Annotated in this window: 17 protein-coding genes and 2 tRNA genes; 8 read left to right on the top strand and 11 right to left on the bottom strand. The window is 64.1% G+C overall.

Annotated features, from left to right (window positions below; all coding sequences use genetic code 11):
• Nucleotides 1-3: 3 nt before the first annotated feature.
• The 7 genes from VEC11_RS08580 (at nt 4) to VEC11_RS08550 (ending at nt 7,491) form a co-directional block, all read left to right on the top strand.
• Entirely contained in the window at nt 4-1,158 is a 1,155-nt protein-coding gene (locus tag VEC11_RS08580; RefSeq protein WP_464130293.1) for a urate hydroxylase PuuD, read from the top strand.
• Nucleotides 1,155-2,522 carry a xanthine dehydrogenase small subunit gene (gene xdhA, locus VEC11_RS08575; protein WP_464130292.1) on the top strand — a complete coding sequence of 456 codons (1,368 nt, stop codon included), beginning with the start codon at nt 1,155-1,157 and terminating at the stop codon, nt 2,520-2,522. The genes VEC11_RS08580 and xdhA overlap by 4 nt, the downstream gene beginning before the upstream one ends.
• A complete protein-coding gene (xdhB, locus tag VEC11_RS08570; protein ID WP_464130290.1) occupies nt 2,515-4,794 on the top strand; it encodes a xanthine dehydrogenase molybdopterin binding subunit in 2,280 nt (759 codons plus the stop codon). Before xdhA ends, xdhB begins: the two co-directional genes overlap by 8 nt.
• Complete coding sequence (gene xdhC, locus VEC11_RS08565) at nt 4,787-5,671, top strand: xanthine dehydrogenase accessory protein XdhC (protein WP_464130289.1); 885 nt, start codon at nt 4,787-4,789, stop codon at nt 5,669-5,671. Before xdhB ends, xdhC begins: the two co-directional genes overlap by 8 nt.
• Complete coding sequence (gene guaD / locus VEC11_RS08560) at nt 5,668-6,951, top strand: guanine deaminase (RefSeq protein WP_464130288.1); 1,284 nt, start codon at nt 5,668-5,670, stop codon at nt 6,949-6,951. The genes xdhC and guaD overlap by 4 nt, the downstream gene beginning before the upstream one ends.
• Nucleotides 6,952-7,017: 66 nt before the next feature.
• Nucleotides 7,018-7,212: a hypothetical protein gene (locus VEC11_RS08555; protein ID WP_464130287.1), complete on the top strand. Its 195-nt coding sequence runs from the start codon at nt 7,018-7,020 to the stop codon at nt 7,210-7,212.
• Between the two features lie 192 nt (nt 7,213-7,404).
• Nucleotides 7,405-7,491 (top strand) — tRNA-Leu (locus VEC11_RS08550).
• A 200-nt stretch (nt 7,492-7,691) separates the two neighbouring features.
• Here VEC11_RS08550 and VEC11_RS08545 read toward each other — a convergent pair.
• The 5 genes from VEC11_RS08545 to VEC11_RS08525 all read right to left on the bottom strand — a co-directional run bounded on the left by VEC11_RS08545 (nt 7,692) and on the right by VEC11_RS08525 (nt 15,472).
• Complete coding sequence (locus tag VEC11_RS08545; RefSeq protein WP_464131195.1) at nt 7,692-7,841, bottom strand: helix-turn-helix domain-containing protein; 150 nt, start codon at nt 7,839-7,841, stop codon at nt 7,692-7,694.
• Nucleotides 7,842-8,212: 371 nt separating this feature from the next.
• Entirely contained in the window at nt 8,213-9,187 is a 975-nt protein-coding gene (locus tag VEC11_RS08540; protein WP_464130286.1) for a DUF4365 domain-containing protein, read from the bottom strand.
• Between the two features lie 610 nt (nt 9,188-9,797).
• Nucleotides 9,798-11,696 (bottom strand): hypothetical protein, encoded by a 1,899-nt coding sequence (locus VEC11_RS08535; RefSeq protein ID WP_464130285.1) that lies wholly within the window; start codon nt 11,694-11,696, stop codon nt 9,798-9,800.
• Nucleotides 11,693-13,426 carry a hypothetical protein gene (locus tag VEC11_RS08530; RefSeq protein ID WP_464130284.1) on the bottom strand — a complete coding sequence of 578 codons (1,734 nt, stop codon included), beginning with the start codon at nt 13,424-13,426 and terminating at the stop codon, nt 11,693-11,695. Before VEC11_RS08530 ends, VEC11_RS08535 begins: the two co-directional genes overlap by 4 nt.
• A 225-nt stretch (nt 13,427-13,651) precedes the next feature.
• A complete protein-coding gene (locus tag VEC11_RS08525; RefSeq protein WP_464130283.1) occupies nt 13,652-15,472 on the bottom strand; it encodes a hypothetical protein in 1,821 nt (606 codons plus the stop codon).
• Between the two features lie 503 nt (nt 15,473-15,975).
• On the opposite strand from VEC11_RS08525, the gene VEC11_RS08520 reads away from it, so the two are divergent.
• Nucleotides 15,976-16,062 (top strand) — tRNA-Leu (locus tag VEC11_RS08520).
• Nucleotides 16,063-16,133: 71 nt separating this feature from the next.
• On the opposite strand, the gene VEC11_RS08515 is transcribed toward VEC11_RS08520, so the two are convergent.
• The 6 genes from VEC11_RS08515 to VEC11_RS08490 all read right to left on the bottom strand — a co-directional run bounded on the left by VEC11_RS08515 (nt 16,134) and on the right by VEC11_RS08490 (nt 24,878).
• Nucleotides 16,134-17,336, bottom strand: a complete 1,203-nt coding sequence (locus VEC11_RS08515; RefSeq protein WP_464130282.1) for a GIY-YIG nuclease family protein — start codon at nt 17,334-17,336, stop codon at nt 16,134-16,136.
• Nucleotides 17,329-19,413 carry a DEAD/DEAH box helicase family protein gene (locus tag VEC11_RS08510; protein ID WP_464130281.1) on the bottom strand — a complete coding sequence of 695 codons (2,085 nt, stop codon included), beginning with the start codon at nt 19,411-19,413 and terminating at the stop codon, nt 17,329-17,331. The genes VEC11_RS08515 and VEC11_RS08510 overlap by 8 nt, the downstream gene beginning before the upstream one ends.
• The gene (locus VEC11_RS08505; protein ID WP_464130280.1) at nt 19,382-20,401 is read right to left on the bottom strand and encodes a hypothetical protein; all 1,020 of its coding nucleotides are present in this window, start codon (nt 20,399-20,401) and stop codon (nt 19,382-19,384) included. Before VEC11_RS08505 ends, VEC11_RS08510 begins: the two co-directional genes overlap by 32 nt.
• Entirely contained in the window at nt 20,398-23,127 is a 2,730-nt protein-coding gene (locus VEC11_RS08500) for a class I SAM-dependent DNA methyltransferase (protein ID WP_464130279.1), read from the bottom strand. Before VEC11_RS08500 ends, VEC11_RS08505 begins: the two co-directional genes overlap by 4 nt.
• A gap of 441 nt (nt 23,128-23,568) precedes the next feature.
• Nucleotides 23,569-24,201, bottom strand: a complete 633-nt coding sequence (locus VEC11_RS08495) for an NYN domain-containing protein (RefSeq protein ID WP_464130278.1) — start codon at nt 24,199-24,201, stop codon at nt 23,569-23,571.
• On the bottom strand, nt 24,201-24,878 hold the full coding sequence (locus tag VEC11_RS08490) for a PIN domain-containing protein (RefSeq protein ID WP_464130277.1): 678 nt from the start codon (nt 24,876-24,878) through the stop codon (nt 24,201-24,203). Before VEC11_RS08490 ends, VEC11_RS08495 begins: the two co-directional genes overlap by 1 nt.
• Nucleotides 24,879-25,016 lie beyond the last annotated feature (138 nt).

The following is a 25,016-nucleotide window of genomic DNA, read 5'->3' as shown; positions in this document are numbered from 1 at the left end:
GCAGTGACGATCGACTGGTCCGAATGGCTCAACCTCGCCTTCAGATGGCTGCATCTGGTGGCGGGCATCGCCTGGATCGGCTCGAGCTTCTATTTCGTCTGGCTCGACAACCACCTGAAACAGCCCGCCGCGGGCGACGCCTCGGGGGAGGTCTGGTCCGTCCATGGCGGCGGCTTCTACCACAAGCAGAAATATCAGGTGGCGCCGGCCCGGATGCCCGAGGAGCTGCACTGGTTCAAATGGGAGGCCTATTTCACCTGGATCAGCGGCTTCTCGCTGCTCGTGCTCATCTATTATGTCGGCGCCGACAGCTTCCTGCTCGACCCGGCCGAGGCGCCGCTGGGCGCCGGCGCGGGGATCGCGATCGGCCTCGCCGCGCTCCTCCTCGGCTGGCTGGTCTATGACGGCCTTTGCCGATCCCCGGTCGGGTCCAACAATCTCGCGCTCGGCCTGTTCTGGTTTGCCTGCCTGCTGTTCGCGGCCTCCCTGCTCGACGGCCTGTTCAATTCGCGCGCCGCCTATCTCCATGTCGGCGCGATGATCGGCACGGTAATGGTCGCCAACGTCTTCTTCATCATCATCCCGAACCAGCGTAAGGTGGTCGCCGACCTGGTTGCCGGGCGGACGCCCGATCCGAAGCTCGGCGCCGCGGCCAGGCAGCGCTCGCTGCACAACAATTACATGACCCTGCCGGTGCTGTTCATCATGATCAGCCAGCATTATCCGATGACCTACGGCGCCCGGCGGCCCTGGCTGGTGCTGGCCCTGCTCGGGCTCACCGGGGTGGCGATCCGGCATGTGTTCAACCTGCGCGGGCGTGGCAAGCCATATGGGAGCACGATCGCCCTGGCCCTGGTTCTGGCTGCCGCGAGCGTCACCTACGTCACGCTTGAGAAAAGCGGCGCGGCATCGGGTCAGGCCGTCACTTATGCGCAGGTCCAGCCAATCCTGGCGACCCATTGCGCGAGCTGCCACAATGTCCCTGCGCCGCCGCTTGGCGTGCGGCTGGACAATTGGGAGCATGTCAAAGCCGCGGCGGCGCGGATCAGGCGGGTCGCTGTCAACTCCCAGGCCATGCCGCTGGGCAATCCGACCCGCATGACCCCGGCCGAGCGGCAGCAGCTCGGCGCCTGGATCGCCGCGGGGACGCCGAGATGATCCGCTTCCTCCTCGACGGCGTGGTGGTCGAGGCCGACGCGGCCGATCCCACCGTCACCCTGCTCGACTATCTGCGCTACACGCTCCGCCGCACCGGCACCAAGGAAGGCTGCGCCGAGGGCGATTGCGGCGCCTGCACGGTGCTGGTCGGCACGCTCGAGGGCGACGCGGTCAAATGGCGCGCCGTCAATGCCTGCATCCTCTTCCTGCCGATGCTGGACGGCAAGGCGCTGAAGACCGTCGAGAGCCTCGGCGGCGAGCATCCGGTGCAGCGCGAGCTGGTCGCGCGCCACGGCTCGCAATGCGGCTTCTGCACACCCGGCTTCGTCATGTCGCTCTACGGCCGCAGCATCGGCGCGGCGGGGACCGAGGGCGAGAGCGTCGGCGACGTCATCGCCGGCAATCTCTGCCGCTGCACCGGGTACGGACCGATCCTCGCAGCCGGCGAGGCGGTGCCGGTTGCAGCGGAGGATGACGCTGCGCTCGTCGCAGCCCTCAAGGCGCTCGCGCCCGCTTACGGTCATCCGCAGACGGCCGACGACCTCGCCGATCTCCTGCTCGCCAACCCCGAGACGCGGATCGTCGCGGGCGCCACCGACGTCGGCCTCTGGGTCACCAAGCAGCACCGCGACCTCGGCCCGACCATCTTCATCGGCGACATCGCCGACCTGAAGCGGATCGAGGACGGTCCCGACGCGCTGACCTTGGGCGCCGCGGTCAGCTATTCCGACGCGCGCGCTGCGCTCGCCCGCCTGCATCCGGATCTCGGCGAGCTGGTCCGGCGGATCGGCGGCGTCCAGGTCCGCAATGCGGGCACGATCGGTGGCAATATCGCCAACGGCTCCCCCATCGGCGACATGCCGCCGGCCCTGATCGCGCTCGGCGCCACACTGACTCTCCGCCGCGGCGCGGAGCGGCGGACGATGCCGCTCGAGAGCTTCTTCCTCAGCTACGGCAAGCAGGACCGCCGGCCTGGCGAATTCGTCGAAAGCGTCCGCATCCCTCGCCCTTCGCCGGACATGCTGATCCGGGTCGTGAAATTGTCCAAGAGGTTCGACAGCGACATTTCCGGCGTCTGCGGCGCCTTCGCGCTGCGCCTCGCGGACGGTATGGTGACGGAGGCGCGCGTCGCCTTCGGCGGCATGGCCGGCATCCCCGCCCGCGCGCCGGGCTGCGAGGCCGCGCTGACCGGCCAGACGTGGAGCGCGGAAACCGTCGAGGCCGCTGCGCAGGCGCTTGCTGCGGACTATGACCCGATTGACGATTTGCGCGGCTCCGCCGCTTATCGCCGCTCCGTCGCCGCCAATCTGCTGCGCCGGCTCTGGGCCGAACGAAGCGAGCCGGTCAGCGTGCTCCATGGCTGACCGGACCGCCCCGCCGCCCCGCGCCCGGACGGGCGCCGTCCACCAGGCGCTGCCGCACGACAGCGCCGACCTGCATGTCGCCGGCGCCGCCTTTTATGTCGACGACATGCCCGAGCCGCCGGGCCTGCTCCACTGCGCCTTCGGCCATGCCGCCGACGGGCATGGCACGCTGGTCTCGCTCGATCTCGACGCGGTGCGCGCGGCGCCCGGCATCGTCGCCGTCTTCACCGCCGCCGATATTCCGGGTGAGAACAATGTCGGGCCGGTCGTCCATGACGACAGGCTCCTCGCGGAGGGCGAGATCCTCTTCCCCGGCCAGCCGCTCTTCCTCGTCGCGGCCACGAGCACGCGCGCCGCGCGCCGCGCCGCCCGGCTGGGCAAGGCCGTCATCGAGCCGCGTCCGGCGCTCGTCACCATTGCCGAGGCGAAGGCCGCCGGCTCGGAGATCGAGCAGACGCAGATCATGGCCCGCGGCGATGCCGGGGCCGCGCTCGCTGCCGCGCCGCACCGCCTGACCGGCACGCTCGAAATCGGCGGCCAGGAGCATTTCTATCTGGAGGGCCAAGCCGCGCTCGTCACGCCCGGCGAGCAGGGCCGGCTCCATATATTGAGCTCGACCCAGCATCCAAGCGAGCTCCAGCATCTCGTCGCCCTGCTGCTCGGCCGCAGCCATGCCGATATCATTGTCGAGGTCCGCCGCATGGGCGGCGCCTTCGGCGGCAAGGAGACGCAGGCCGCCGCCTTTGCCGCCGCCTGCGCGCTCGTCGCGGCGAAGACCGGGCGACCGGCCAAGTTCCGCGCCGACCGCGACGACGACATGGTCGCGACCGGCAAGCGGCACGATTTCACCATCGACTATGATGTCGGCTTCGACAGCGACGGCCGCATCACCGGCATCCGCATCGACCTCGCCTCGCGCTGCGGCGCCACGTTCGATCTCTCGCCGGCGATCAACGACCGGGCGATGTTCCATGCCGACAATTGCTACTTCCTGCCCGCGGTCGAGATCGTCTCGCAGCGCCTGAAGACCCACACGGTCTCCAACACCGCCTTTCGCGGCTTTGGCGGGCCGCAGGGAATGATGGGGATCGAGCGGGTGATGGACGCGATCGCCGCTCAGCTCGGCCGCGACCCGCTCGAAGTGCGCCGCGCGAACCTCTACGGCCCAGGCCGCGACATCACGCCCTATCATATGGTGGTGGAGGACAATGTCGCGCCTGAGCTGATCGCCGAGCTGGCCGCGAGTGCCGGCTATGCGGAACGGCGCGCGGCAGTCGAGGCGTTCAACGCGAGCCAGCAGGTGCTGAAGAAAGGCCTCGCGCTCACCCCGGTAAAGTTCGGGATCAGCTTCACCACCACCCACCTCAACCAGGCGGGCGCCCTGGTCCTCGTCTATGCCGACGGCTCGATCCAGGTGAATCATGGCGGCACCGAGATGGGCCAGGGGCTGATGATCAAGGTCGCCCAGGTGGTCGCCGACGTGTTCGGCGTGCCCATCGATACGGTGAAGGTCACCGCCACCCGCACCGACAAGGTGCCCAACACCTCGGCCACCGCCGCCTCCTCGGGATCGGACCTGAACGGCATGGCCGCCCAGCGCGCCGCCGAGACGATCAGGGAGCGGCTCGATGCCTTCGCCGCTGAGCAGCCGGGCTCGGCGGAGTGGGACTTTGGCGAGCTCTGCCGCCGCGCGCATCTGGGCCGCATCTCGCTCTCGGCGACCGGCTTCTACGCGACGCCCAGGATCCACTACGATCGCGCCGCGCACAAAGGCCGCCCCTTTCTCTATTTCGCCTACGGCGCGGCGCTCAGCGAGGTCGTGATCGACACGCTGACCGGCGAGCACAAGGTTCTCGCTGTCGACATCCTCCACGATGTCGGCCGCTCGCTGAATCCGGCGATCGACCTCGGGCAGATCGAGGGCGGCTTCATCCAGGGCATGGGCTGGCTTACGACGGAGGAGCTGGTCTACGATGCCCGCGGCCGGCTGCTCACCCACGCGCCCTCCACCTACAAGATCCCGACCGCCAACGACCGGCCGGCGCATATGGAGATCGCGATCTGGGAGCGCGGGCGCAACGAGGAGGCGACGATCCACCGCTCCAAGGCGGTCGGCGAGCCGCCGCTCATGCTCGCCATCTCGGTCTTCTCGGCGCTGACCCAGGCGGTCGCCGCGGCGGCGCCGGGCAAGGGCCTGCCCGGGCTCGACGCGCCAGCCACGCCCGAGCGCATCCTCGCCGCGATCGGCGAGCTCAGGACACGCGATGGCTGACTGGACCACGCAGGCGCGCGCGGCGCTGCTTCGCGGTCCCGCTTCGCTCGTCACCATCCTCGCCACCGAAGGCTCCGCGCCCCGCGGCCCGGGCGCCCGCATGGTGGTGACGGAGGCCGGCCTCGCCGGCACGATCGGCGGCGGCGCACTCGAGCATCAGGCGATGGAGCAGGCGCGCGCCCTGCTCGCTTATCCGCCGGGGAGCTGGCGCGTGCAGGATTATCCGCTTGGGCCCCTGCTCGGCCAGTGCTGCGGCGGCCGGGTGCGGCTGCTCGTTGAGCGGCTCGCCGAGGTGCCCGGGGAAGACGGGCCATATGCGGTGAGTCTGGGCGACACCCTGCAGCGCGGCCCGGCGACGGCCCGACCCGCCACCCTCCCCGCACGCGGCCCGAAGCCGCAAGCGGGCGACAGCTTCGTCGAGCCGGACGAGGCCGACCGCCTCCCCGTCCTGATGTTCGGCGCCGGCCATGTCGGCAAGGCGATCGCGGCGCGGGCGGAGGGCCTGCCGCTCCATTTCGCCTGGTATGACAGCCGGCCCGAAGCCGCGGAGACGCCGGGCGTCGTGCTCGCCGACGAGGCGGCGATGGCCGCTTGCGCGGGCTCGGCGGACGGCGGGACGGCGGTCGTTATCCTCACTCACGACCACGGGCTCGACTATCGACTGACCGCCGCCGCGCTCGCCTCGCCGGCGCATTATGTCGGGCTGATCGGCTCGGAGACCAAGCGCGCCCGCTTTCTGTCGCGGCTGGAGAAAGACGGGATCGATCATGGCCGGCTCACCTGCCCGATCGGCCTGGCGGGCCTCGAGGGCAAGGAGCCGGAGGTGATCGCCATCGCCACGCTCGCCCAGCTGCTCACGCTGCGGAGCGCGGCATGAAGGCCTTTCGCGGCGAGATCTTGAGCGTCCCCGAGGATCCGGCCGTCGCCGGCGCCGAAGCCATCCGCCACTTTCAGGACGGGCTGCTCGTGGTGGAGAACGGCCTCGTCCTCGCCTGCGGGTACCATGCCGAGCTCGCCGAACGCTTCGCCGAGGCCGCGGTCGAGACGCTCGAAGGCCTGATCGTCCCCGGCTTCGTCGACGCGCACGTCCATTATCCCCAGATCGGCAGCATCGCCTCGCATGGCGAGCAACTCATGGCGTGGCTGGAGCGCCATATCTTCCCGGCCGAAAAGGCCTTCGCTGACCGCGCCCACGCCGATGCGGTCGCCGCTTTCTTCCTCGACGAGCTGCTGCGGCACGGCACGACCAGCGCCCTCGTCTTCGCCACCGTCCATGCCGGCTCGGTCGACGCCCTGTTCGAGGCCGCGCTGGCGCGCGACATGCGGATCATTTCAGGCAAGGTGCTGATGGATCTCGGGCCGGAAGGCCTGCGCGACGACGTCGCCTCGGGCCGCGCCGACACCGAGGCCCTGATCGCCCGCTGGCGGGGCCGCGGGCGCCTGGGCTATGCGGTCACTCCGCGCTTCGTGCCGACCTCGAGCAGCGAGCAGCTCGCCGATGCCGGCGCTCTCGTCGCCGCCCATCCCGACGTGCTCATGCACACCCATCTCTCCGAAAATCCGGGCGAGATCGCCTTCGTCGCCGGGCGCTATCCCGAGGCCGCCGATTATCTGGACGTCTACGACCGCTTCGGCCTGGTCGGGCCGCGCTCGGTCTTCGCGCATTGCGTCCATATGAGCGACCGGGCGCTGGGCCGAATGGCCGAGGCGGGCGCCGGCATCGCCTTCTGCCCGACGAGCAACCTGTTCCTCGGCTCGGGCCTGTTCGACCTGGCGCAGGCCGACCGGCACGGCGTCCAGCTCGGCATCGGCACCGATGTCGGCGCCGGCACCAGCCTTTCCATCCTCCACACGCTGGGCGAGGCCTATCGGGTCTGCCAGCTCAGGAGCGCCAGCCTCGATCCCTTCCGCGCCCTCCATCTCGCGACTGCGGGCGGCGCGCGCCTGCTCGGCATCACCGATCGCGTCGGCGCGCTCCTGCCCGGCCAGGAAGCGGATTTCGTCCTGCTGGACGAGGCCTGCACGCCCCTGCTCGCCCGCCGCTGTGCCGGCGTTTCCCTGCACGACCGGCTGTTCGCCCTGCAGGTCCTGGGCGACGATCGCGCCATCGCCGGCACCTGGCTGCGCGGCCGCCGCGCCTGGTCGAAAGCGGACTGACGGCGGCGCTGACGGAACCTTCGGCCCGGTCGAGCCGCTTTAGCGCCAGAGCAGCGGAGCGAGATCATGGCCCGGAACACCATGCCTTCGAAGCAGGATAGCGATCGCGGCAGGCGCGCGGGCTTCGACCGCCGCACCGGCGCCGTGTCCGGCGGCGGCGCCGGCATCGGCAATCCCGGCGCGGCCGAAGATTATGACGACGATCAGGGGATCGGCTCCGGCGGCAAGGCCAGGAAAGGCGAACCCTCCAACGCGGCCTGATCAGCGCGGGCGCCGCTCCAGACAGAGATAGTCGGGCCGGAATTCGGCGAACCGCTCGAGCCCCGCCAGGTCCGTGATCGTCACCTGCGACGGGGACGCTCATCCTGGCGGCGGATCGAGCCGAGGCGACGATCGTGATTCCCCGCTTTGACAAGGAGCGCCCGCGACCCTGACGCGCCCCGCCCACCCCGTGCCCAGATGGCGGAATTGGTAGACGCACCAGCTTCAGGTGCTGGCGCTCGCAAGGGCGTGGAGGCTCGAGTCCTCTTCCGGGCACCATTTCCCTTCTTGCTGCGAGCCCGCTGCCGGCAGCCGTGGCGCCCGCTGCCGCGGACAACGCCAGCCTTCAGCGAACCGGAAAATGGCGGAGAGGGAGGGATTCGAAAGTGGCGCCCAAATATCTGATCTTATATGATTATCGATCTCGCGGTACGCTGCGATGCCCCTTTCGATGCCCCCACGGCCACTGGACAAGAGTTCTAGTTCGAAACGAGCTCACGAATTGAGCTGAGCCGAACAAGCGTTCGGCTCCCCACCTTGACCACGGTGAGTCGGCCCTCGCCGATCAGCTTATAGATCGTCGTTCGACCCAACGAGAGCATCTCGCAGGCCTCGGCGACTGAAACCATCAAACGATCCATTCTAGCGCACCCTTTGCAAATGAGGACGAAGCGTTCGGCCCGGCCTGATGCAACAGGTGCGTCGAGGGGGAAAGTGCGGCAGAGGCGGTGACCGCCGTACCCTGCACCCTAGGGGGCTGATTGAAATAGATCTTATTTTTTCGCTCCGAAGCGTTCCCACATCCGATCCCACGGCTTTGCTTCGGCAAAGCGGTTCAGCGAGCGACGACCGCTTGTGGCCGTGAGCGGACTGGCGGCTAACAGGAAGCGAACTGTCCAGAGCGGACATTTCTTCGCCGCGCCCAGACGTCCGGGATTCGCCCATCTCTTTCGACCGCCGTCCACGGACTGCTGAATTTCACCCGATACCTAGCTTCGAATCAGGGAGCCGAAGATGCCTGGCCAAGCCCGGTCGGTAGGAACCACTCGCGCCACACGTCCTCGTAGACGTTGGGCAGATGCGCCAGGCAGCGCCAGAGTTCGAACACGTCCTGCTTTTTCATGTGCTCGAAGAACTCTTTGTTGCGAAAGCTCTCCGGCACCGCGTCCTCGCGTAGTGTGAGGCAACCCGGCTGCCCGGTCTCCAGAAACTGCCGAAGCCGCGCGCCGTAAAATGCGATCAGCTCACACATCTCGGTGTCGTCCCAAAAATCGTAGGGGACGATCCGCTCGGCGAAATAGCGCGCGAGTGGGCGCCAATCTCCGTTGTCGCGGCGCTGAAGCTCGGAATACTGATATCGGAACCGCTGGAACGCCGCGAGCAGCTTGGCGCGCTTCCCATACCAGCGCAGGCCAGTCAGCCCCGCTTCGGACCCCATCTCCGTCCAGACCGGGACGTGAATCACACGCGATCCCGCTGTTCGATAGTCCGCGTGCCGGGGGATCAGGACCTTGTCGATATAGTCGTTAAGGCAGACGTACGAACAACGTTGCCGGGCGAGATCGGCTACCACCAATAGCACCGGCACGCCGATCCCCATGCGCTCGACGGTCACCAGCTCGCTCATCTCAAGCTGAATCCGGTAGGTCTCGATCGTTCCGATCTTGTCCTTCCGGTTGAGTTGCTCTGGACCCTTTTCGACGTTGGAGCGCCCGTAAATGTTGAGGGAGTAGAGTTCGGGCTCCGCCGCGCTTTTCAGTTGAACGAACACGTGCTCGCCGAGGGTCTCAAAATTGGCGGGCCCAAGTGCCGCGCCACCAGCGTTCGCGGGTCTGAATGTCTCGATCGTGAAATCAAGCCCATAGTCGGGGCGATATTCTCGGAGCAGCCAGTGCCGCGGCAGCTTCGTACGCAGAAGACCGATACCGTCCTGGTCGATTAGGTGCTGGTCCGACCTCCTCTTTCCGAATGACACAACAACGCCACCTCTTCATCGCAGCCCGAATGGTGCGCCCTCAGTCGGCACGGTGGCTCCCGTTGTCAATCACACTGCGTTCGCACATCTCTCGACCGGTGCGACGCATCACCGTAGGAATCGCATTGGGCCGACGCCAGCCGCGTGTCTGACCTATAGCGGGTCTGGCGCGCTCGCCGACGCATCAGGATTCCCGATAAACGCCGAACGATCGATAGCGCCGAAGGCGAGGACGGCGTCGAGGTGCCGCATCACCCCCTCGAAGTCGGAACCGAGCATGGGCTCGCGGTCTCCTATTTTTTCGGCGAAGGCTCGATGAGCAGGACGCGTGACCGCGCACTTGAGGTTCGATATGCGAATGCGACCTTCTCGGGAGAGTCGAGGCCGCGCCGGATAGCGTAAGCCAGGATCTCAAGGACTGCCGGGTTTCCCGCGATTATGTCCTTGGCGATCAGCGTCTGCCGCCGTGGCGGCATGCGGCGGCCCCGGCGAGGATGAGGTTCTGATCGATCATCCGGGTACCTCCAGGGGCTCGGCGGTCTCGCCGAACGCATCGCATCCTGACCCGGGACGGGTCTCACGCGCAATTCCGCTAGGGCACAGGCCGGAGCTAGTCGCCGACGGCCATGGGGTCGGCACGCCGCCGCCGGCGACGGGGCCGGGCGGCATCGCCGGCTGCCTTCCTGGCAGCATGTACCCATTCGAACATCAGTGCGTTCGGTGACGCGCGGGACAGCAGCAGGGACCGGATGCGGGGCTTGCCGATCATCCTGCGCGCACGCCGCAGCGCCGGCGCGGGCTGCACCGCCGGCGCCGGCCGCCCGACAAGATATTCCAGCAGCGGCAGCCAGAGCTGGGGCGGCGGCGGCAGCCGCCTCAACCGGCATGCCAGCAGCAGGACCGGCCAGTGGTCCAGCCGCACCGCCGAGAGCTGCGCGTGCGCGGTGTTGCCCGCGACCTCGGCGCGCAGCGCGTCGACGAGGTCGGACGCCGCCTCACCAATTGCGAGGCTGCCGCGCGACGAGCCGACTAGGCGCCCCCCCGACCACAGCTTCTCCTCGGTGGCTCCATTAACGACCCATGCCTGGAAGTTGCTGTGCGCGAGATCGCCCCTCTGGAACTCGTCGATTTCGGTGGCGATTTCCGGCTTCCCCAGTCCCCACGCGAACGCCGCGAGCAGGGGCTGGATCATGCTCGCCGACGTCGCGTCGCGCCACCGGTCGTCGTCCTGACGCAGGTCTTCCTGCCGGATCAGCGTCTCGTAGTCGCCCATCCGCAGCGGATACTGCGCGCGGCGAGAGAAGCCGAGCCGCGTGGCGCGGGACATCTGCTGCACCCACGCAGCCGCTGACCCCCGGGTGTCCGGCAAGGCCGTGAGCAGCATGAGCGCGAGCGCCACGTCGGCGCCTTGGAACTCGGTCGCGGGCGTGAACAGGGCGGGGTTAGAGAACACCGCCGCCGCGAGACCCTCAGCGATCGCGCTCAGCTCGGGCCGCGGCGCCTCGACGGCGATGGATGTCGCCGTCGCCGGTTGCTCGAGCCACAGCCGCCACATGCCGCCCATCGCGATCCGGCCGACGGTTTCGAACAGGGCCAGGTTGATGTCGATGGGCTCGTGCGACCATACGGCGAAGCTCAGCGCGTGGAGGCTGCCGGCGTGCGGAAGGACCTTTTCGCGGTAGAGCTCGTCCCAGATGCGCAGGTGGAGTCCGACAACCTCGTTAAACGCGTGATTTGCCGACAGGCGGCGCCCGTCGGCCTCTTCGATCTCGCGCCACAGCAGTTCCCACGACCGCAGCAGGACGAGCTCGCTCGCGCGGTAGGGCGCCTCCAGGTTGCCGGCCTCGCGGCCCCAGACGGTCAGGATCCAAAGCGCAAGATACATCGTCCGCACGCGGGCAACGGTCTCCTGCCCGTCGTCCGCGGCCACCTCGTGCATCAATCGCGAGAACTGCGCGACCGACGTGTCGGGTTCCTCGACCAGCGCCGCTGCCCGGCGCAGCAGCGTGCGCGGCCCCGAGGGGAACACCTCCTCGCGCAGCGCGCCGTCGATCACTTTGGTTGTCAGCGTGTCGCCGGTCCAAAGCCGCAGCTCGAAGCCGGGCCGCGCCTCGGCGGCCATGTAACCATTGACCATAGGCAGGGTGTTCTCGAGCACGATGCCTCCGACGGTGATCACCACCACGACCGGCAAACCGCGATGCTCGGGCCCGACGCCGGCAAGGTATGCGTCCCTGATCTCGTTGAGGGACTGCCGCAGTGCCTGGTCAGAGTCACCGTCCCACTCGCGGCGGTTGAGGTCGCCACGCTTGATCGAGAAGAGGAACAGCTTGCGCACGCCGTCGTCGTCGGTGCCAACCGCCGCGACGTCCGAGCCGTATTGCCGCGTCCCCAGCATCGGTCGGGACAGCACCTCCATGCCCATCGCCGTCAGCAGTTCGGGAATAATCGCGTCGAGCTCGTCGCGCTCGCGCAGCCCCCGGAAGAACTCGCGAACGATGGGGATCATTCGTCGCCCCCATCGCTCATCATCGTGGCGCGCTGGTACCAGGTGCCGAACGGGTCGATCACGTCGAGCCGAGGGAGCTCGTGGGAGTATTCGTGCACGCCGAGCGGCGTCTCCTGGCGGATTGTTTTGCCGGGCTCGGTCACGACGTCGTAGATCGCGCTGTCGCCGAACAGCATCACCGACATCGGGAACAGCGAGGCAAGCACGGATCCCTCCCGCGCCGCCTTCTCGATCGCGATCTGCTCCTCGCGGCGCTTGATGGCGACGAGGTGGCGGTGGTGCTGCGACGGCCGGAGCTCGGGCATGTCGCGCGCCGCCTCGACTGCGGCGGAGTAGCGTTCCAGGCGGGCGATCACGCCGGTGACCGCCTCGGCGGCGGCGGGTGGCAACCCGGGTAGAACATCCTCCAGGTACTTCCGCGGGCCGATCCAGTAGCTGATCAGGAGGGGGTCCCACAGAATTTCGGCGAGCGCCGGGATCGCGTCGGCGGGGCCGCTTCGCATGAGGCTGACGATGATGGAGGCGGCGGCCTCCGGGGAGATCAGCAGCACGCCACACGACCGGCGCGCGATCCGGACCGCCCGCTCCGCGGTCAGCCCGCTGCCGGAGAAGTCGAGCTCGAAGGTGAGCGGGTCGCCGTGCACCGAGAGGCAGATGTCGCTGACGGCCGCGTATAGCCGCAGTTCGTCGCCCAGCAGCCAGCGCGTCACAGCCAGGCCGACCGCGCCGGCGCCCGCCTCTAGCAGGCGGTGCTGGTAGGAATCGAGGCGCTTCATGCTGGCCACGCCGCCCACTAGCAGTCGATCGGTGAGCCCCGCGAAGTCCGCGGCCAGCGGACCCGACAGGTTCTCGGCCAGTATGTGGTCGATCCCCTCGATGGTGGCGATTTCGTCGGCGCCTGTTCCTGCCAGCAGCGCGAGCGCGGGGCGCGTGACCTCCGGCGGTGCCTTCGCGGCGCCGAACATCATCTCCATCGCCACCGCTTCGCGGACATGGGCATCGGCGCGGGTCGCGGCCTCGCCGAGCGCGCGCGCGCCGACGGCGCCTTGGCCGCGCATCGCGATTGCGAGCAGCGCCCTCAACGGAGCCACGACGCGGTCCCCGCGGGCGCGAGACAGGGCGGCCTCGAGCGCGGCAACCGTGGCGTCCAGGTCGGCCGGGGCGAGGTCCTCGATCCGGCCCAGCACGTTGGCGGCGGCGTCCTGCCCGGCCTCGTCCGACCCGTCGAGCATGGCCAGCACGGTGGGCAGGAAGCGCGCGCGATCGACGGCCAGCGCGGCCGCAACGGCGGGTTGGGCTAGGCGGGGCGCCGCCTCGCCTGACTTCAGGGCATCGAACGCGGCGACAACGTTGTCCGGGGAGGTCCGACACCACTCGCCGAAGGCGGCGCTCAACCAATAGGGAATCCCCTCCCCTTGGGTCCGCGCGGCTGCCGCGGCGTCAAGGCGGAGCACATCGGCGAGCGACATGCCGCTGGCCGGCAGCGCGTGGCCGACGAGACGCTGCGTCGCATGGCCGATCCGTCGGTCTGTGGGCCCATCGAGCAGGGCGGTGAGGTCGATGTCGCCCCGGCGGTGCGCCGCGACCGATGCGTCGGCGAACGCCGTCCACCCGTCGTGGTCTAGAGTGTGCAGCATGGTTTTCAGGTAGGCGTCAGCCGCACCCGCGGCGATCGCCGCCGCGAGGCTGGTTACATTGAGGGCCTCCTGCTTTTCCTCTTCGTCGGACATCGGCCTCCGTTTTCACGATAAGCGGCGCGCTGGCAACGCGGTCGGCGCCCGCGCGCGTGCCGGTTCATCTCGCGCCGGTTACAGTCTCTCAAGCGTCTAAACCTCTTCCGCTCCACCGAGCAGCAGTCGTTTAACGCCTTCGCCCGCGCCTACAACGGCGACGTCACCCGCTCGGCTACCCGCGCGTCGACCATCGAGGCCGAGCCTTGCGAGAAGGCGGAGTGCCTATGGCTTGCACACCACAAACCCGACCGCCCCGATTTCCGCGCAGGCGGAAAAGAAGCCGGTGAGAAGCCAGTAGAGCTGCACGAAGTTGGGCTTGGGCGCGATGCCGGCGTGCGCCGCGTCGAAGGCCGCCTGGACGGCGGCGCGGCTCAGCGAGGAGGTAACGATCAGAACGCGCCGCTGCACGTCGGGCGCCATCGTGGCCTCCGCGATCTTCTCCTCGACCTCCTCCCGCGTGCCGCCGCGCATGCGTCGCGCGATCGCGGTCGCGACCTTGTCCGCCTTGTAGTTGGCGTCCCAACACGCGTGCTTGATAGCCATCGCCTCGCCGCCGAGGCCAAGCCGCCCCAGATTCTTGATGCCTTGGCCGACCGCGTCGTGAAACGCGGAGGCTCCGAGCGACGTCGCGCCGTGCTTCGCGTGGTAGAAGGTGACGGTCGTCGGCGACGTGCCCGTGGACACTCCGATGAAGTCAGCCCACTCGTCGCCGAGGTCGTCGCAGACGAGCACGTCCTCCTTCGCGATCACGTCAACGACCGCGCGGAACACCGACGTGGGCGAGAAGGCAGTCTGGCCCGCGGCGAAGTCCCCCTTCTCGCTGGTGGAGGCGACGAGGGCGGGCTCCGCGACGAGATGGCGCATGAACGCCGCGCCGCCGCCGAGCAGCTCCTCGTCCCGGAACAACGCGCCGTCGATATACGCCAATGCTTGGTCGGCGAACAGTACGGTGAACATGTCCTCGCCGTCGAGGTGCCGGACGAGTGCCTGCCGGTCCGGGTCGCCACCAAGTGCGTGATCTGCGCGCTCGACGTGGAGGTCGGCGATGGCGGGGATGTCGAGCGACCGCAGCGCGATACGCGACCTGTTGACCCTGATGGCGCCGACGGCCGCGTCCGCGTCGTCGCGCAGTTGGTGGTCGCCGGCTGCGGCGGCGGCGGTGACGGCGAGTGGGTAATCGAGCGCTTCCAAGACGTCCTGCACCTCGACCTTCGTCAGCTCCACCCAGGCACCCGCCTCTTCGCGCACCAGCCTGATCCTGTCCTGGGCCTCCCATACCGCGTCGGCTAGGGCCATCGTGTCCACCGCGAAAAAGGTCGGCGGGGTGCCGGCGTGGATCGCGTCGAGCTCCGCGGGTCTTGCGAACCGCCTGATGAAGGCGGAGGAGGCCGCCGCCTCCTCCGCGAGCAAGTCGATTACATCGGCGGCCCAGTCCACCGCGCCTTCGACATCGGTGCGGTCGGCGCGCAACGCGATGCGTCCGGTGCTCGGCGTCGCCGAGTAGCTGCCGTCGTCGCGCCTGACGCGGTAGTTCTGCGGAACAAAGCGGCTCGCGCTGGAGGTCGCGATGGCGTTCTCGAGGTCGCGCGCCTCTAGCGTCTTGGAGCGCAGGGCGAGCTTAGAGACCGTCATGTTGCGTAGGCTTAGCTTCTCGAACACGGCGTCGTGGCGTGCGATCGCGCGCTCGACGCTGCCGCGCCCGACGGGCGCCAGGTGGGCCTTCCGGAAGGTCGCCGTGACGTCCAGGCCCGACCGCAGCACCGCCACGCCGCCGCCGCTCTCGACGACGAGGATGAAGCCGTGCACCCGGTCGACCTTGCGAGCCGCCGGGTCGAGGAACGGGACCAGCCGGTCATGGGCGAGGCACAAGGCGGAGTAGCGGACGTCGCCTTGTGTCGCCCGCTCCACCCGGAAGAGCGGCCGGCCCGCGTTGTCCGCCTCGGCGACGATCGCGTCGAACAGGGCATGCACCGCCTTCTTCGTGATCCGCGCGGTGCGGATGTAGAAGTAAGCGCCGAGCGCGGAGCGTAGGTGCTCGATCATGTCCTGATCATAGCGCCTCCCAGATTGGAATGCAGGATGCGATCGCACTGGGGAGTGCAGTTACATGAACGGGTGTCCGGTCCGGAGAAGCGTTGTAGCGGTCCTAAATGTCCGGCGATGGGTCAGAGCAGCCGTTCGCCAAACTCGGCCCGATTGTCTGAGATGGGCGCACCGGTCCTTCGGGAGCACCCGGTAAGCGGCTGCTTTCAGGGTTGCCGGATCGGGCGCTGAACGACCGCCAGCGGCGCAAAGCGGACAAAGCTAAGCCTCGACAGCTGACCATTTAGACGGGGGCACCTCAGGAGGCACGCGTCATTCATCGTGCGGCGCGCCGCGTGCTGCACCAAGGCGTTACAGCCTTCCTGTTTGGGACGGGAGTTCTGTCGAACAGGGTTGGCGTTTAGAGACGCGTCCGAGCCTCGCCTCAAGGATATGCTCACTCATCGTGATTCCGCGCGTTGACAAGCTTGTGCTCGCCCCCTAACTCGCGCGGCCTACCCCGTGCCCAGATGGCGGAATTGGTAGACGCACCAGCTTCAGGTGCTGGCGCTCGCAAGGGCGTGGAGGTTCGAGTCCTCTTCTGGGCACCACCTGCTCTTAGTTCCAATCGGTACCTTCGGACAATTTCGCATCGCTTAGGGGCACGGAACGCCCTCCTCTCCTACGATGCCTGCCCTTCATGGCGGACCAAGCGTGCGGACCGCGGATCGTAGACGTAGTCCGTGATCGAGCCGTCCCTGATACGCTCCACAGCATCGTCAACAACAAAGCGCGGCACCAGAAACCACTCACGCGGCAAAACCGGATTGCCGAAACGGTCCTTGATCTCGATGTCGAGCCGGGCAGGATCGAAAATCCGATGGATCAAGTTTTCCAGCTTCGTCCGGTTGATGTTATAGAGCGTGTAGGTCGCAACGACCTCCACATCAGCTAGGAGGAAGGTCGGATCGAGCTTGGCGTTGGCGATGCGCCGCGCAACATCGTTTCCGGTCACACCGATCTTGTGCAGAATCTCCCGATTGGCTGCGACGAGAGGAAGATCGGACTTGCTTCGCAGAACGTAGATCGTGCCGCTAGCCAAGTCGCCATCCTCGCTTTCGCTGGAAAAAAGAGGCCCGATACCAAGGTCGGAAAGCCTCCGCGCGGCCGGATCGCGATAGAGCGATTTTTGGAATGAGCGCGCGAGAACATTGCTCTCGGTTGCGTTGTCGTAGACGACGCGGAGGCGGCGGTCGCTCCTCTGATATTCAGTCGTGAAGGCTTCGCTCTCGCCCGCGACATAGGCGAGCTGTCCGCCGACGATGAAAAACGCACCCTTCTTGATGTCTTCGAGGCTGTTCTCGCTGTTGTCGATCACACAGGTCGACCGTGCGCCCGATTTCAATTCCGACCGGGCCTGATCGAGCAGGGGTTTGAAGGCGTCGAAATCCTCGCATTTCTCGCGATTGGCGATTTCCTCGGCGGCGCGCTTCTCGACGCTGGAACGCACATGGCGAAGCTCGGTGATGTCGCGCACCCCTGCCGCTCCTTCCAACTCTGCGAGCAGCTCGTCCTCATCCATATCCTCGGCCGGGGCTGCAATGGCTTCGCCGCCTGTCAGTAAGCCTTGACGGTCGAGCGGCGCGAGGAGGGCGCGACATTCCTCGAGCGCGCGCAGGCGGTCGAGCCTCACGGCGTAGAGCCGCTCAAAGATGTCTTTGTCTTCACCATGGTGAGGAGCGTGACCGTGCTCGTCGACAAATCGCTGGATCTCTTCAAATCCAGCGATGATGCGCTCTTCACGCGCGCTCCGGCCTCCGGTCTTTTCGGGCTGCGCGAATTCCGCGAGCTCGCTTCGCAGTTCATCAAGATCGAGGTCACTCATAGCGACCCTCGTCTTTGAAACGGACGAAGGCGGCGGCGCCCTCGGCCATTCGCTGTTCCCAGGCGTCAGTCGAGCTGATCGAGGGCAAGCGGCCACGCTCCTTTTTGAAGCGCACCGCGCGTACGGCCAGCACCTTCGCTTCCTCGGGCGTCAAGCTGGTCCGCTTGGCGGAGATGGCCGCGGCAACCTGTTTCAGGCTCTCTTCGCTCATCGTCTTGGCGAGGATCGCATAGGCTTCCTGAAACGGATTGATCCGGTCGATCAGGTCGATGTCCAGCTCGCGCACGTCCATCGCGAATTTCCGCACGCCATCGATTAGCGCCGTGTTGGCGCTCGGCTCTCCGTCCTCCTTGTCGTCGCCAAGCGCAATCCGCGCAGCCTGCTGCGTCAGATTGAGGGCGGCGATGGCGTGCTGGCGCACAGCCTCCTGATCTTCCTCGTCCAGCTCGGGGTATTTGTCCTTGATGATCTTGCCCAAGCGAAGCTGAGTCAGCTCTTCTGGCACCAGCTCATCGTCGAACAGGCCGCGTTCGATTGTGTGCTTGTCCTGCACGAAGCTGGCGATCACTTCGTTCAAATCCTCCCTGCAGATGCGCGCGGCTTGCTCGCTTTTGGGTTCGGTGAGCCCCTTGATCTCAATCTGGAATTGGCCTGTCTGTTCGTTGAAGCCGACATTGCACTTGTCCTGCTGGTATCCCTGCTCGCCATAGTTGAAGCCCGGCGTCGGGCCGTCCTGCGGGTTTTTGATCGTGAAGTTGAAGCGCGGCGCGAGCACCTGCTCCATGAGCAGGCTTGCCGCGATTGCTTTCAGCGTGTCGTTGACGGCCTCAGTGACGGCGGCCTCTGACGCATCCGGCTCAGCGATCAGATTGGTGAAGCGCGCGCGAGTCTTGCCGGGCGCGTCACGAGTGGCGCGGCCGATGATCTGCACGATCTCGGTAAGGCTGGCCCGATAGCCGACGGTCAGCGCATGCTCGCACCAAATCCAGTCGAACCCTTCCTTTGCCATTCCAAGCGCGATGATGATGTCGACATGGTCGCGGTTGTTTTTGTGGGACGGGTCTTTGAGTGCGTTGGAAACGCGGTCGCGTTTGGACGGGTCGTCGTCGACCAGGTCGGCGATGCGCAGCAGCTTGCCGTCTGCCATCTTGATGAGCTGGAATCCGGTGACGGGGTCGATCCCCTGCCAGTCGCCCAGCTCTTCTATGATGTGCTCGACCTCCCGGATCTTGTCCTTCGTGCTCTCGCGCGCGTTCACGTTGGGGATGTGAATGATGGTTTTCTGAGTGGGGTCGAGCACCGCGAGAATGTCGTCGGTGTAGGGGCCGGAGTAGAAGAAGTACCCGATGTCGAGCTGCTTCAGATACTCGTAGCCGTTGAGCTGCTCGTAGTAGGTGTATGTGACGGTCTCGAACTTCGCCTCGTCATGCGGGGCGAGCACCGCCTCGGCATCACCCCGGAAATAGCTGCCCGTCATGGCGACCATGTGCACTTTGTCGCGGGCCATGAACTGGCCCAGGTGCAGGCCCAGTTTGTTATCCGGGTTCGCGGAAACATGGTGGAACTCGTCGACAGCGATCAGACGATTATCGAACGCCTCCACGCCGAACCGATCGACGGCAAACCGGAAGGTCGCGTGGGTGCAGACGAGCACCTTGTCGTCGCTCTCCAGGAAGGCACCGACCGAATTGACTTTGCCGCCATCCTCGCCGGGCGCGTTGCAGAGATTCCATTTCGGCACCACCGTCCAGTCGGCCCAGAAGCCGAACTGGGTCAGGGGTTCATCGGCGAAACTGGAGCCGATGGATTTCTCCGGAACGACGACGATCGCCTGCTTCAATCGTTGGTTGGCCAGCTTGTCGAGCGCGATGAACATGAGCGCGCGGCTCTTGCCCGACGCCGGCGGCGATTTGAGGAGAAGATACTGCTCGCCGCGCTTCTCATACGCGCGCTCCTGCATCGGCCGCATGCCAAGTGCGTTGGCCTTGGTGGCGCTGCCATTGCGGGCATAGGTGACGGAAACTGATGGAACGGACTGTGCCATATCAGACAATTTCTCCATAACGCCTTCCGCCATTCATGCGCTTGATAGCCACAAGCCGATGGCTAAACACTAACTCGAACTCGGCCGACTCAAATGCGCTCATGAAGAACTTGCCACCCCGCCTTTCAAACACCAATACTTTACCATCATAGACGCCGAATCCATGGGTTTCAGGAATTGGCAAAGAAATTTTTTCCATACTATTTCTATTAAGTCTCAGATCATTTGTCACGTCAGGACCTATTTTAGTTGCGAATGTAACCGAACCTATGACTGAGTTTTTCTGTTCGTTAGCTTTGTTTGGGAATCCAAAAAATCCTCGAAAGCCTTTCGGGAAAAATATCTGATTTCCGGGAGCATGTTTTCCTCTATTCTTTGTAACGTATCCGGCTTCTATCCAGAACATGTTGGCGGCCTTTGGAACTTTTTTCGGCTTCATCGCATCCGATTTGGACAAAAGCGCGGCCCTACGATCTTCATAGTCGGATATGATTGTTTGAAGAGGCGTCGAGTTATTCCACAGGATTTCAAACGCATTCTTTAGAGGATCAGTCCTTTCTTCGATCTCCTCCTTGGCGCTGGCGATGATTGCCGTTCCGGCTTCCACGCTTCGTCTCAAGCCGTTGAATGAGAAGTTTCCTGACCCGAGGACGATTCCACATGCTGGGGCCTCCGCATCTTCCATGATCGCAAGTTTCGCATGAAAATCCCGGCGCGGCATGAACCCGTCCTGTTTTACGACCCAGGCACCGTCATAAATCCGTATGTCGGCGTTCTGGCGATCCGCAATCTCGCGCAACGCCCTAGGGTCCGTCCGGCCATAGTCGATTCCGAAGAGCCAATGCGAAGTTGTCGACGACCAGAAATCGTCGCCCATGGCCAACTCAAAGGCACGAAATCCAGATTGGGTCGCGTACGCGTAACATCCAAAAAAAGTGGGCGGCGAAAGCTCGCCATATATTCGAACCAGCTCGGAAAGCGTCGTCGTTCCTGACTTCTCATCTTGCGCAAATAGCTTCATGATGCGCCCATCTTTTTGTATGAATCGAAGAGTTTCTCCAGTCTTTCTGTATCGTTCTTGATAAGTCGACCGAAGTAGATGCGCTCTACCACCTCATCATTCTCAAGGTGGGCTTGGAGCAGATCGTCGGGCATTGCTCCGGGAGAGTACAGGTCCGCTATGGTGGCGGGGAAATGTCTTTCTCGCGCCAGCAAAATCCCTTCAGCGCAGCGAGTTAGATCAAGTTTGTTCTTCTCGGTTAGAGTAGGGACTGGAAATGTGTTCCATCCGAGTGTGTTCGAATATGAGAAGTCGGTACGCATTCGCACGCACACGGTACCGATCCAAACCCAGTGCAGCCGCGAGGCAATGAGCGCCAGGTTCCACAGCGGCGCATCATAGAGGGCAAAATTTCGGTCTCCGATGATGAAATCGCTCGTTAGGAAGTCGACCGGGAGGTAATCTCTATTCTCAGAAGAGACCCGCGGGACGACGATCGCTGTCTTGTCAGAGCGCCCGGCGATTTGGACGAACCTATGAGGGCGTGCCGCGAAGGTGCGCGTTGATTCTGCGGGCGACTGCAATCTGTTTTCTGTCACCAGTGCCAGTCTGGCAGCTATGAAGGCATCCTTTCTTGCAGATTCTGCGTCCTCATCTTCAATCCAGAGGCAGTACCGCTGTTTTCCATTGATAAGTTCCTCCGAGCCAACGAACCGCCTGACATAGGTTCTCGTCTGAACCTTTGCCCTGAGTCTTTTCGCTTCACTCTCGTCGAGGAACAGATGTCCCCCGTCTCGGGGCATGTTGCCGAATAGCATCGCTGATTGAGGGCCAATCGGATTATTGGCCTTCTGAACGACTTCGACGCGCTCTGGCACGAGGTAAGGTCCGATGACGCTGCATTCGCGCACCAAGTTGGTGTCGTCAAACAGCCATTTCGACTTATTGGACTTGCGCCCCAGGCCCACGATGATGACGGTGACGCCAGCGTTGTGGCTTGCCAGATTGCTCCATTTGAACGGCGTGTGCGCGAAGCGAATCTCTATGTCGCGGTGAAAGGCGACTGGCCATATTTCGGAGGCCTGCTGGCCCTGACAGATGCTGTTGGTCGCCACGAACGCGGCTATCGCATCGGGGACCCGCTCCGCATAATCGAAGTAGCGAGCGATCCAGCCAGAAACGTAGTCAGTGATCTTGGCTAGATTTGGGGACCTTGCCCAAGCGTTCGCCAACTCAGATTTCTGCTCCTCATTCTGCCACTTGCTTCCTTTATAAGGCGGATTTCCGCAAATATAGGTTTCCCCACCTTCATTTTCGAAGTCGATTTGCGATTGATCCGGCGGTGTCGCGAACAGATCGTCGCCATGCAGCTTCACACCTGTCCCCGTCGGCGGGCAGATACTCAACCAATCGAGCCTGAGCGCATTGCCGCAGGTGATCCAGTTCTGCGCGTCTAGAGGCAGGAACTCGTTAAGGGCGAGCTGCTGCCCACGATAAAGCACATCGCACTGGAACTCGGCGATGATGAGCGCCAGTCGCGCGATCTCGGCTGGAAAATCGCGCAGCTCGATGCCGCGGAAGTTGGTCAGCGGAATATCCGACCTCCGCCCTGTCTCCTCGCGGCGTTCGTTGATGATCGCCTCGATTCCCCGCATTTCCTTGTAGGCAATGACAAGGAAATTGCCGCTGCCGCAGGCCGGATCGAAGACCCTGATGCGCGCCATGCGACTGCGAAGGTTGAGCAGCTTGCGCGCGTTGTCTCCGGCTTCCTCCAGCTTCTCACGCAGGTCGTCCAGAAAGAGCGGATTGAGCACTTTCAGGATGTTCGGAACGCTCGTGTAATGCATCCCCAAGGCGCCGCGTTCCTCATCGTCGGCGACTGCCTGAATCATCGACCCGAAGATGTCCGGATTGATCTTCGTCCAATCCAGTTTGCCGATATGGAGGAGGTATGAGCGCGCGATCCGGCTGAAACGCGGCACATCCATGCTGCCGGAGAAGAGGCCGCCGTTCACATAAGGAAACGGATCGGCCCAGCGCGCGATGCCCGCCTCTTTGCGATCGGCGATCTTCGTATTCATCGCGCGGAACAGCTCGCCGATCACCTCATGGGTGTTCGAGGAGTCCCGGTCGCTCATCTTCTCGACGGTGTCCGTGAAGCGATAGCTGCGATGGAAGATGTCCGTGTCTTCCGCGAAGAAGCAGAAGATCAGCCGAGCCATGAAGTGGTTCATGTCGGGGCGGCGCTCGCTGGTGCCCCAGTCGGGATTGTCCTTCAGCAGCTCGACATAGAGCTTGTTGAGGCGTCCGGTCGCTCGAATGTCGAACGAACTCTCGCGCACCTGCTTAACAGTGGTGATGCCTGCGAGCGACAGGAAAAATCCGAAGTGATTGGGGAAGTCTGCAAACTGGCAGGCGACCGTCTCGCCGCTCTCCAGATCCTCGGCCTCGAACGTATCGCCATCGGTCGCCAGAATGAACTTGGCTTTGCCTCGCGCCGTGGCAGGGCTGGCCCGAAGCGCAGCGAGCTGAGCCGACACCGCTCCGGGAGCGGCCGTCGCGATGTGAATGTTGCTGGTCTGGAGAACGCCGCCCAGGTCGGACTTATTCGATGCCCCTGAGCGGAGCCGCTTGAGCGTCGTCGCCTTGTTTCCGAAGGCTTCGAGAAAGGCGAACGGAAACTCCTGCGCATCGAAGGGAAGTTCCGCGAGCGCCGAGACTGCTTCTTCGATTTCGACGGCGTTCACGGGCGTCCGACTACCGTTTGCTGTGGCGGCGTCGCATGGCTCCGCATTTTGATCCTAGAATCTGTCGTCATGACAGGAGTGTAGCCAACCCTTAGACGGCCGACCAGCGCCGCCGGCTATATGGCGCGCAGTGGAACTGGCTCGAGTTCATGATCCATTAGCTAGACGAATATGCGCAGGCACGGACCGCCTCTCCAAGCGGGCGCCAATCTAGCCGCGTCACGCCCATGTAATCAGGATCTTTCGCCAATGGAGCAGTCTCAACGGGACACTATGATGGGCAACCCTCCATCTCGGTCAATTTGTTTACAGACATCATCAGCAGGTTAGGCGTGCGTCGCGGCGGACACTATTTCCGTCGAACGACCATCGCGGGTCGTTTGCAGCGTGTGGCGGCTATTAGGTGACCGGTGCGAACACGGATGGCCAAGCGAAGCTTGGCTACCGAGCGATCGAGGACAGCATATTTTCAACAAAGAGATGCCCCCATGTCTCCAGCCGCACGGGAGACTTACGCTCTTTGAAGCCCAAATGCACAACATGTTTGTCAATCGAATCTTGGACACATTGTGTGCTTGGTACAAGATCCTGATCATCCGTAACCAGGACAGCAATGTCATACAGGTCTCTGCTCGCCAGCGAAACGAGATCGATTGCAATTTTTGTGTCAACCCCCTGTTCAATGAAGTGGACCGTGTTATTATTGCAAACCGAGCAAAGTAACGGCGTATTCGATTTCGTTGTTATGTCGACCGTATAGCCAGAAATCTGATCGAGGTCGTGCTGAAGCCAAGTTTGGAATCGCCTCTCTTCCTCCATCTCGTCTGAATTGAAGGTATCATCGGCGTGGTCGCAAGGCTTCACCGCAGCGTAAACCTTAAGGCCTCGAAGTTCCTTTCTAATGTTCCTGAGATGGGGGATGGCGTCCAGCCCATCAAGGATAGCAAAGGGCAATTTCTCCCAATTAAGATTCTTATCTGGGGTCTTTCCAGTCAGATCTCTCCAATTGATCGCAAAATTCCAGTAATCCATGAAGACCCGAACCTTCGCGCAGGAGTCATAGCGTGAACGCATCATTTGTTCTTCCGCCGGTTATCAAATTGCCGTCTGAATTCATCGGACGAAATGATGTCTGGCATCAGGTCCTCCAATAAAAAATGTCCCCAAGCCGCGCTCCTTAATTCATCACCCTCGTTGCGCGCTCCGACGTGTATGATCTGCTTGTCGAAGATCTCTTGGACGCTAAGCACGCTGGGTACGAGTTCAGCGTCGTCCATAATTAATACACCAATATCGTATAGGTCCTTAACCGCGCACGAAAGCATGTCGCAGGCCACCTTTGTCTTGAGTCCCTTTTCAAGCTCCGGCTTTTCTAGATCTGCGCCACATCGACTACAGTGCGGCGTAGAAGTATCCTGCTTCCGCAAAAAATTATGGACTTGAAAGCCGGGCAAAGGATCAAGCTCTTCGTCCAACCAATCTCGAAAAGCATTCGTTGCTGCATCATTAGTTTTCAAGATTGAGGCATAAACATCAATCGCCCTCATCTCTTTTGGGGCGTCCCCTATATATGCCATCTCGGAGAGATGCTTTAGTATTGCATCGGGGAGTAGCGCCCATTGGATCATTTGCGACTCTATTTGCGCGTTCCGTCGATCGGGCTCGGTTAATTTTCGACGGGTGATCTTCGAATGTTCAAGTTGCCATGAACGAGCAAATTCCCAATGATCGATGAAGACGCGAACCCTCATGGTCGAGTGCGAGTCGCTCCGATCCCTGTTAGGCCAGTTCACGCGCTTTCCCCCGGACAGCGCCGAGTCCATTGCCCGGCCCCAGCTATGTATGGCGTGCAACCCAGGAGCTTAGTGTTGAAGTTGGCGATGATCAAC

Origin of the sequence: Allosphingosinicella sp. (assembly GCF_035626655.1) — a bacterium.
Lineage (GTDB): Bacteria > Pseudomonadota > Alphaproteobacteria > Sphingomonadales > Sphingomonadaceae > Allosphingosinicella.
This window is presented reverse-complemented; position numbering and strand designations above follow the sequence as displayed.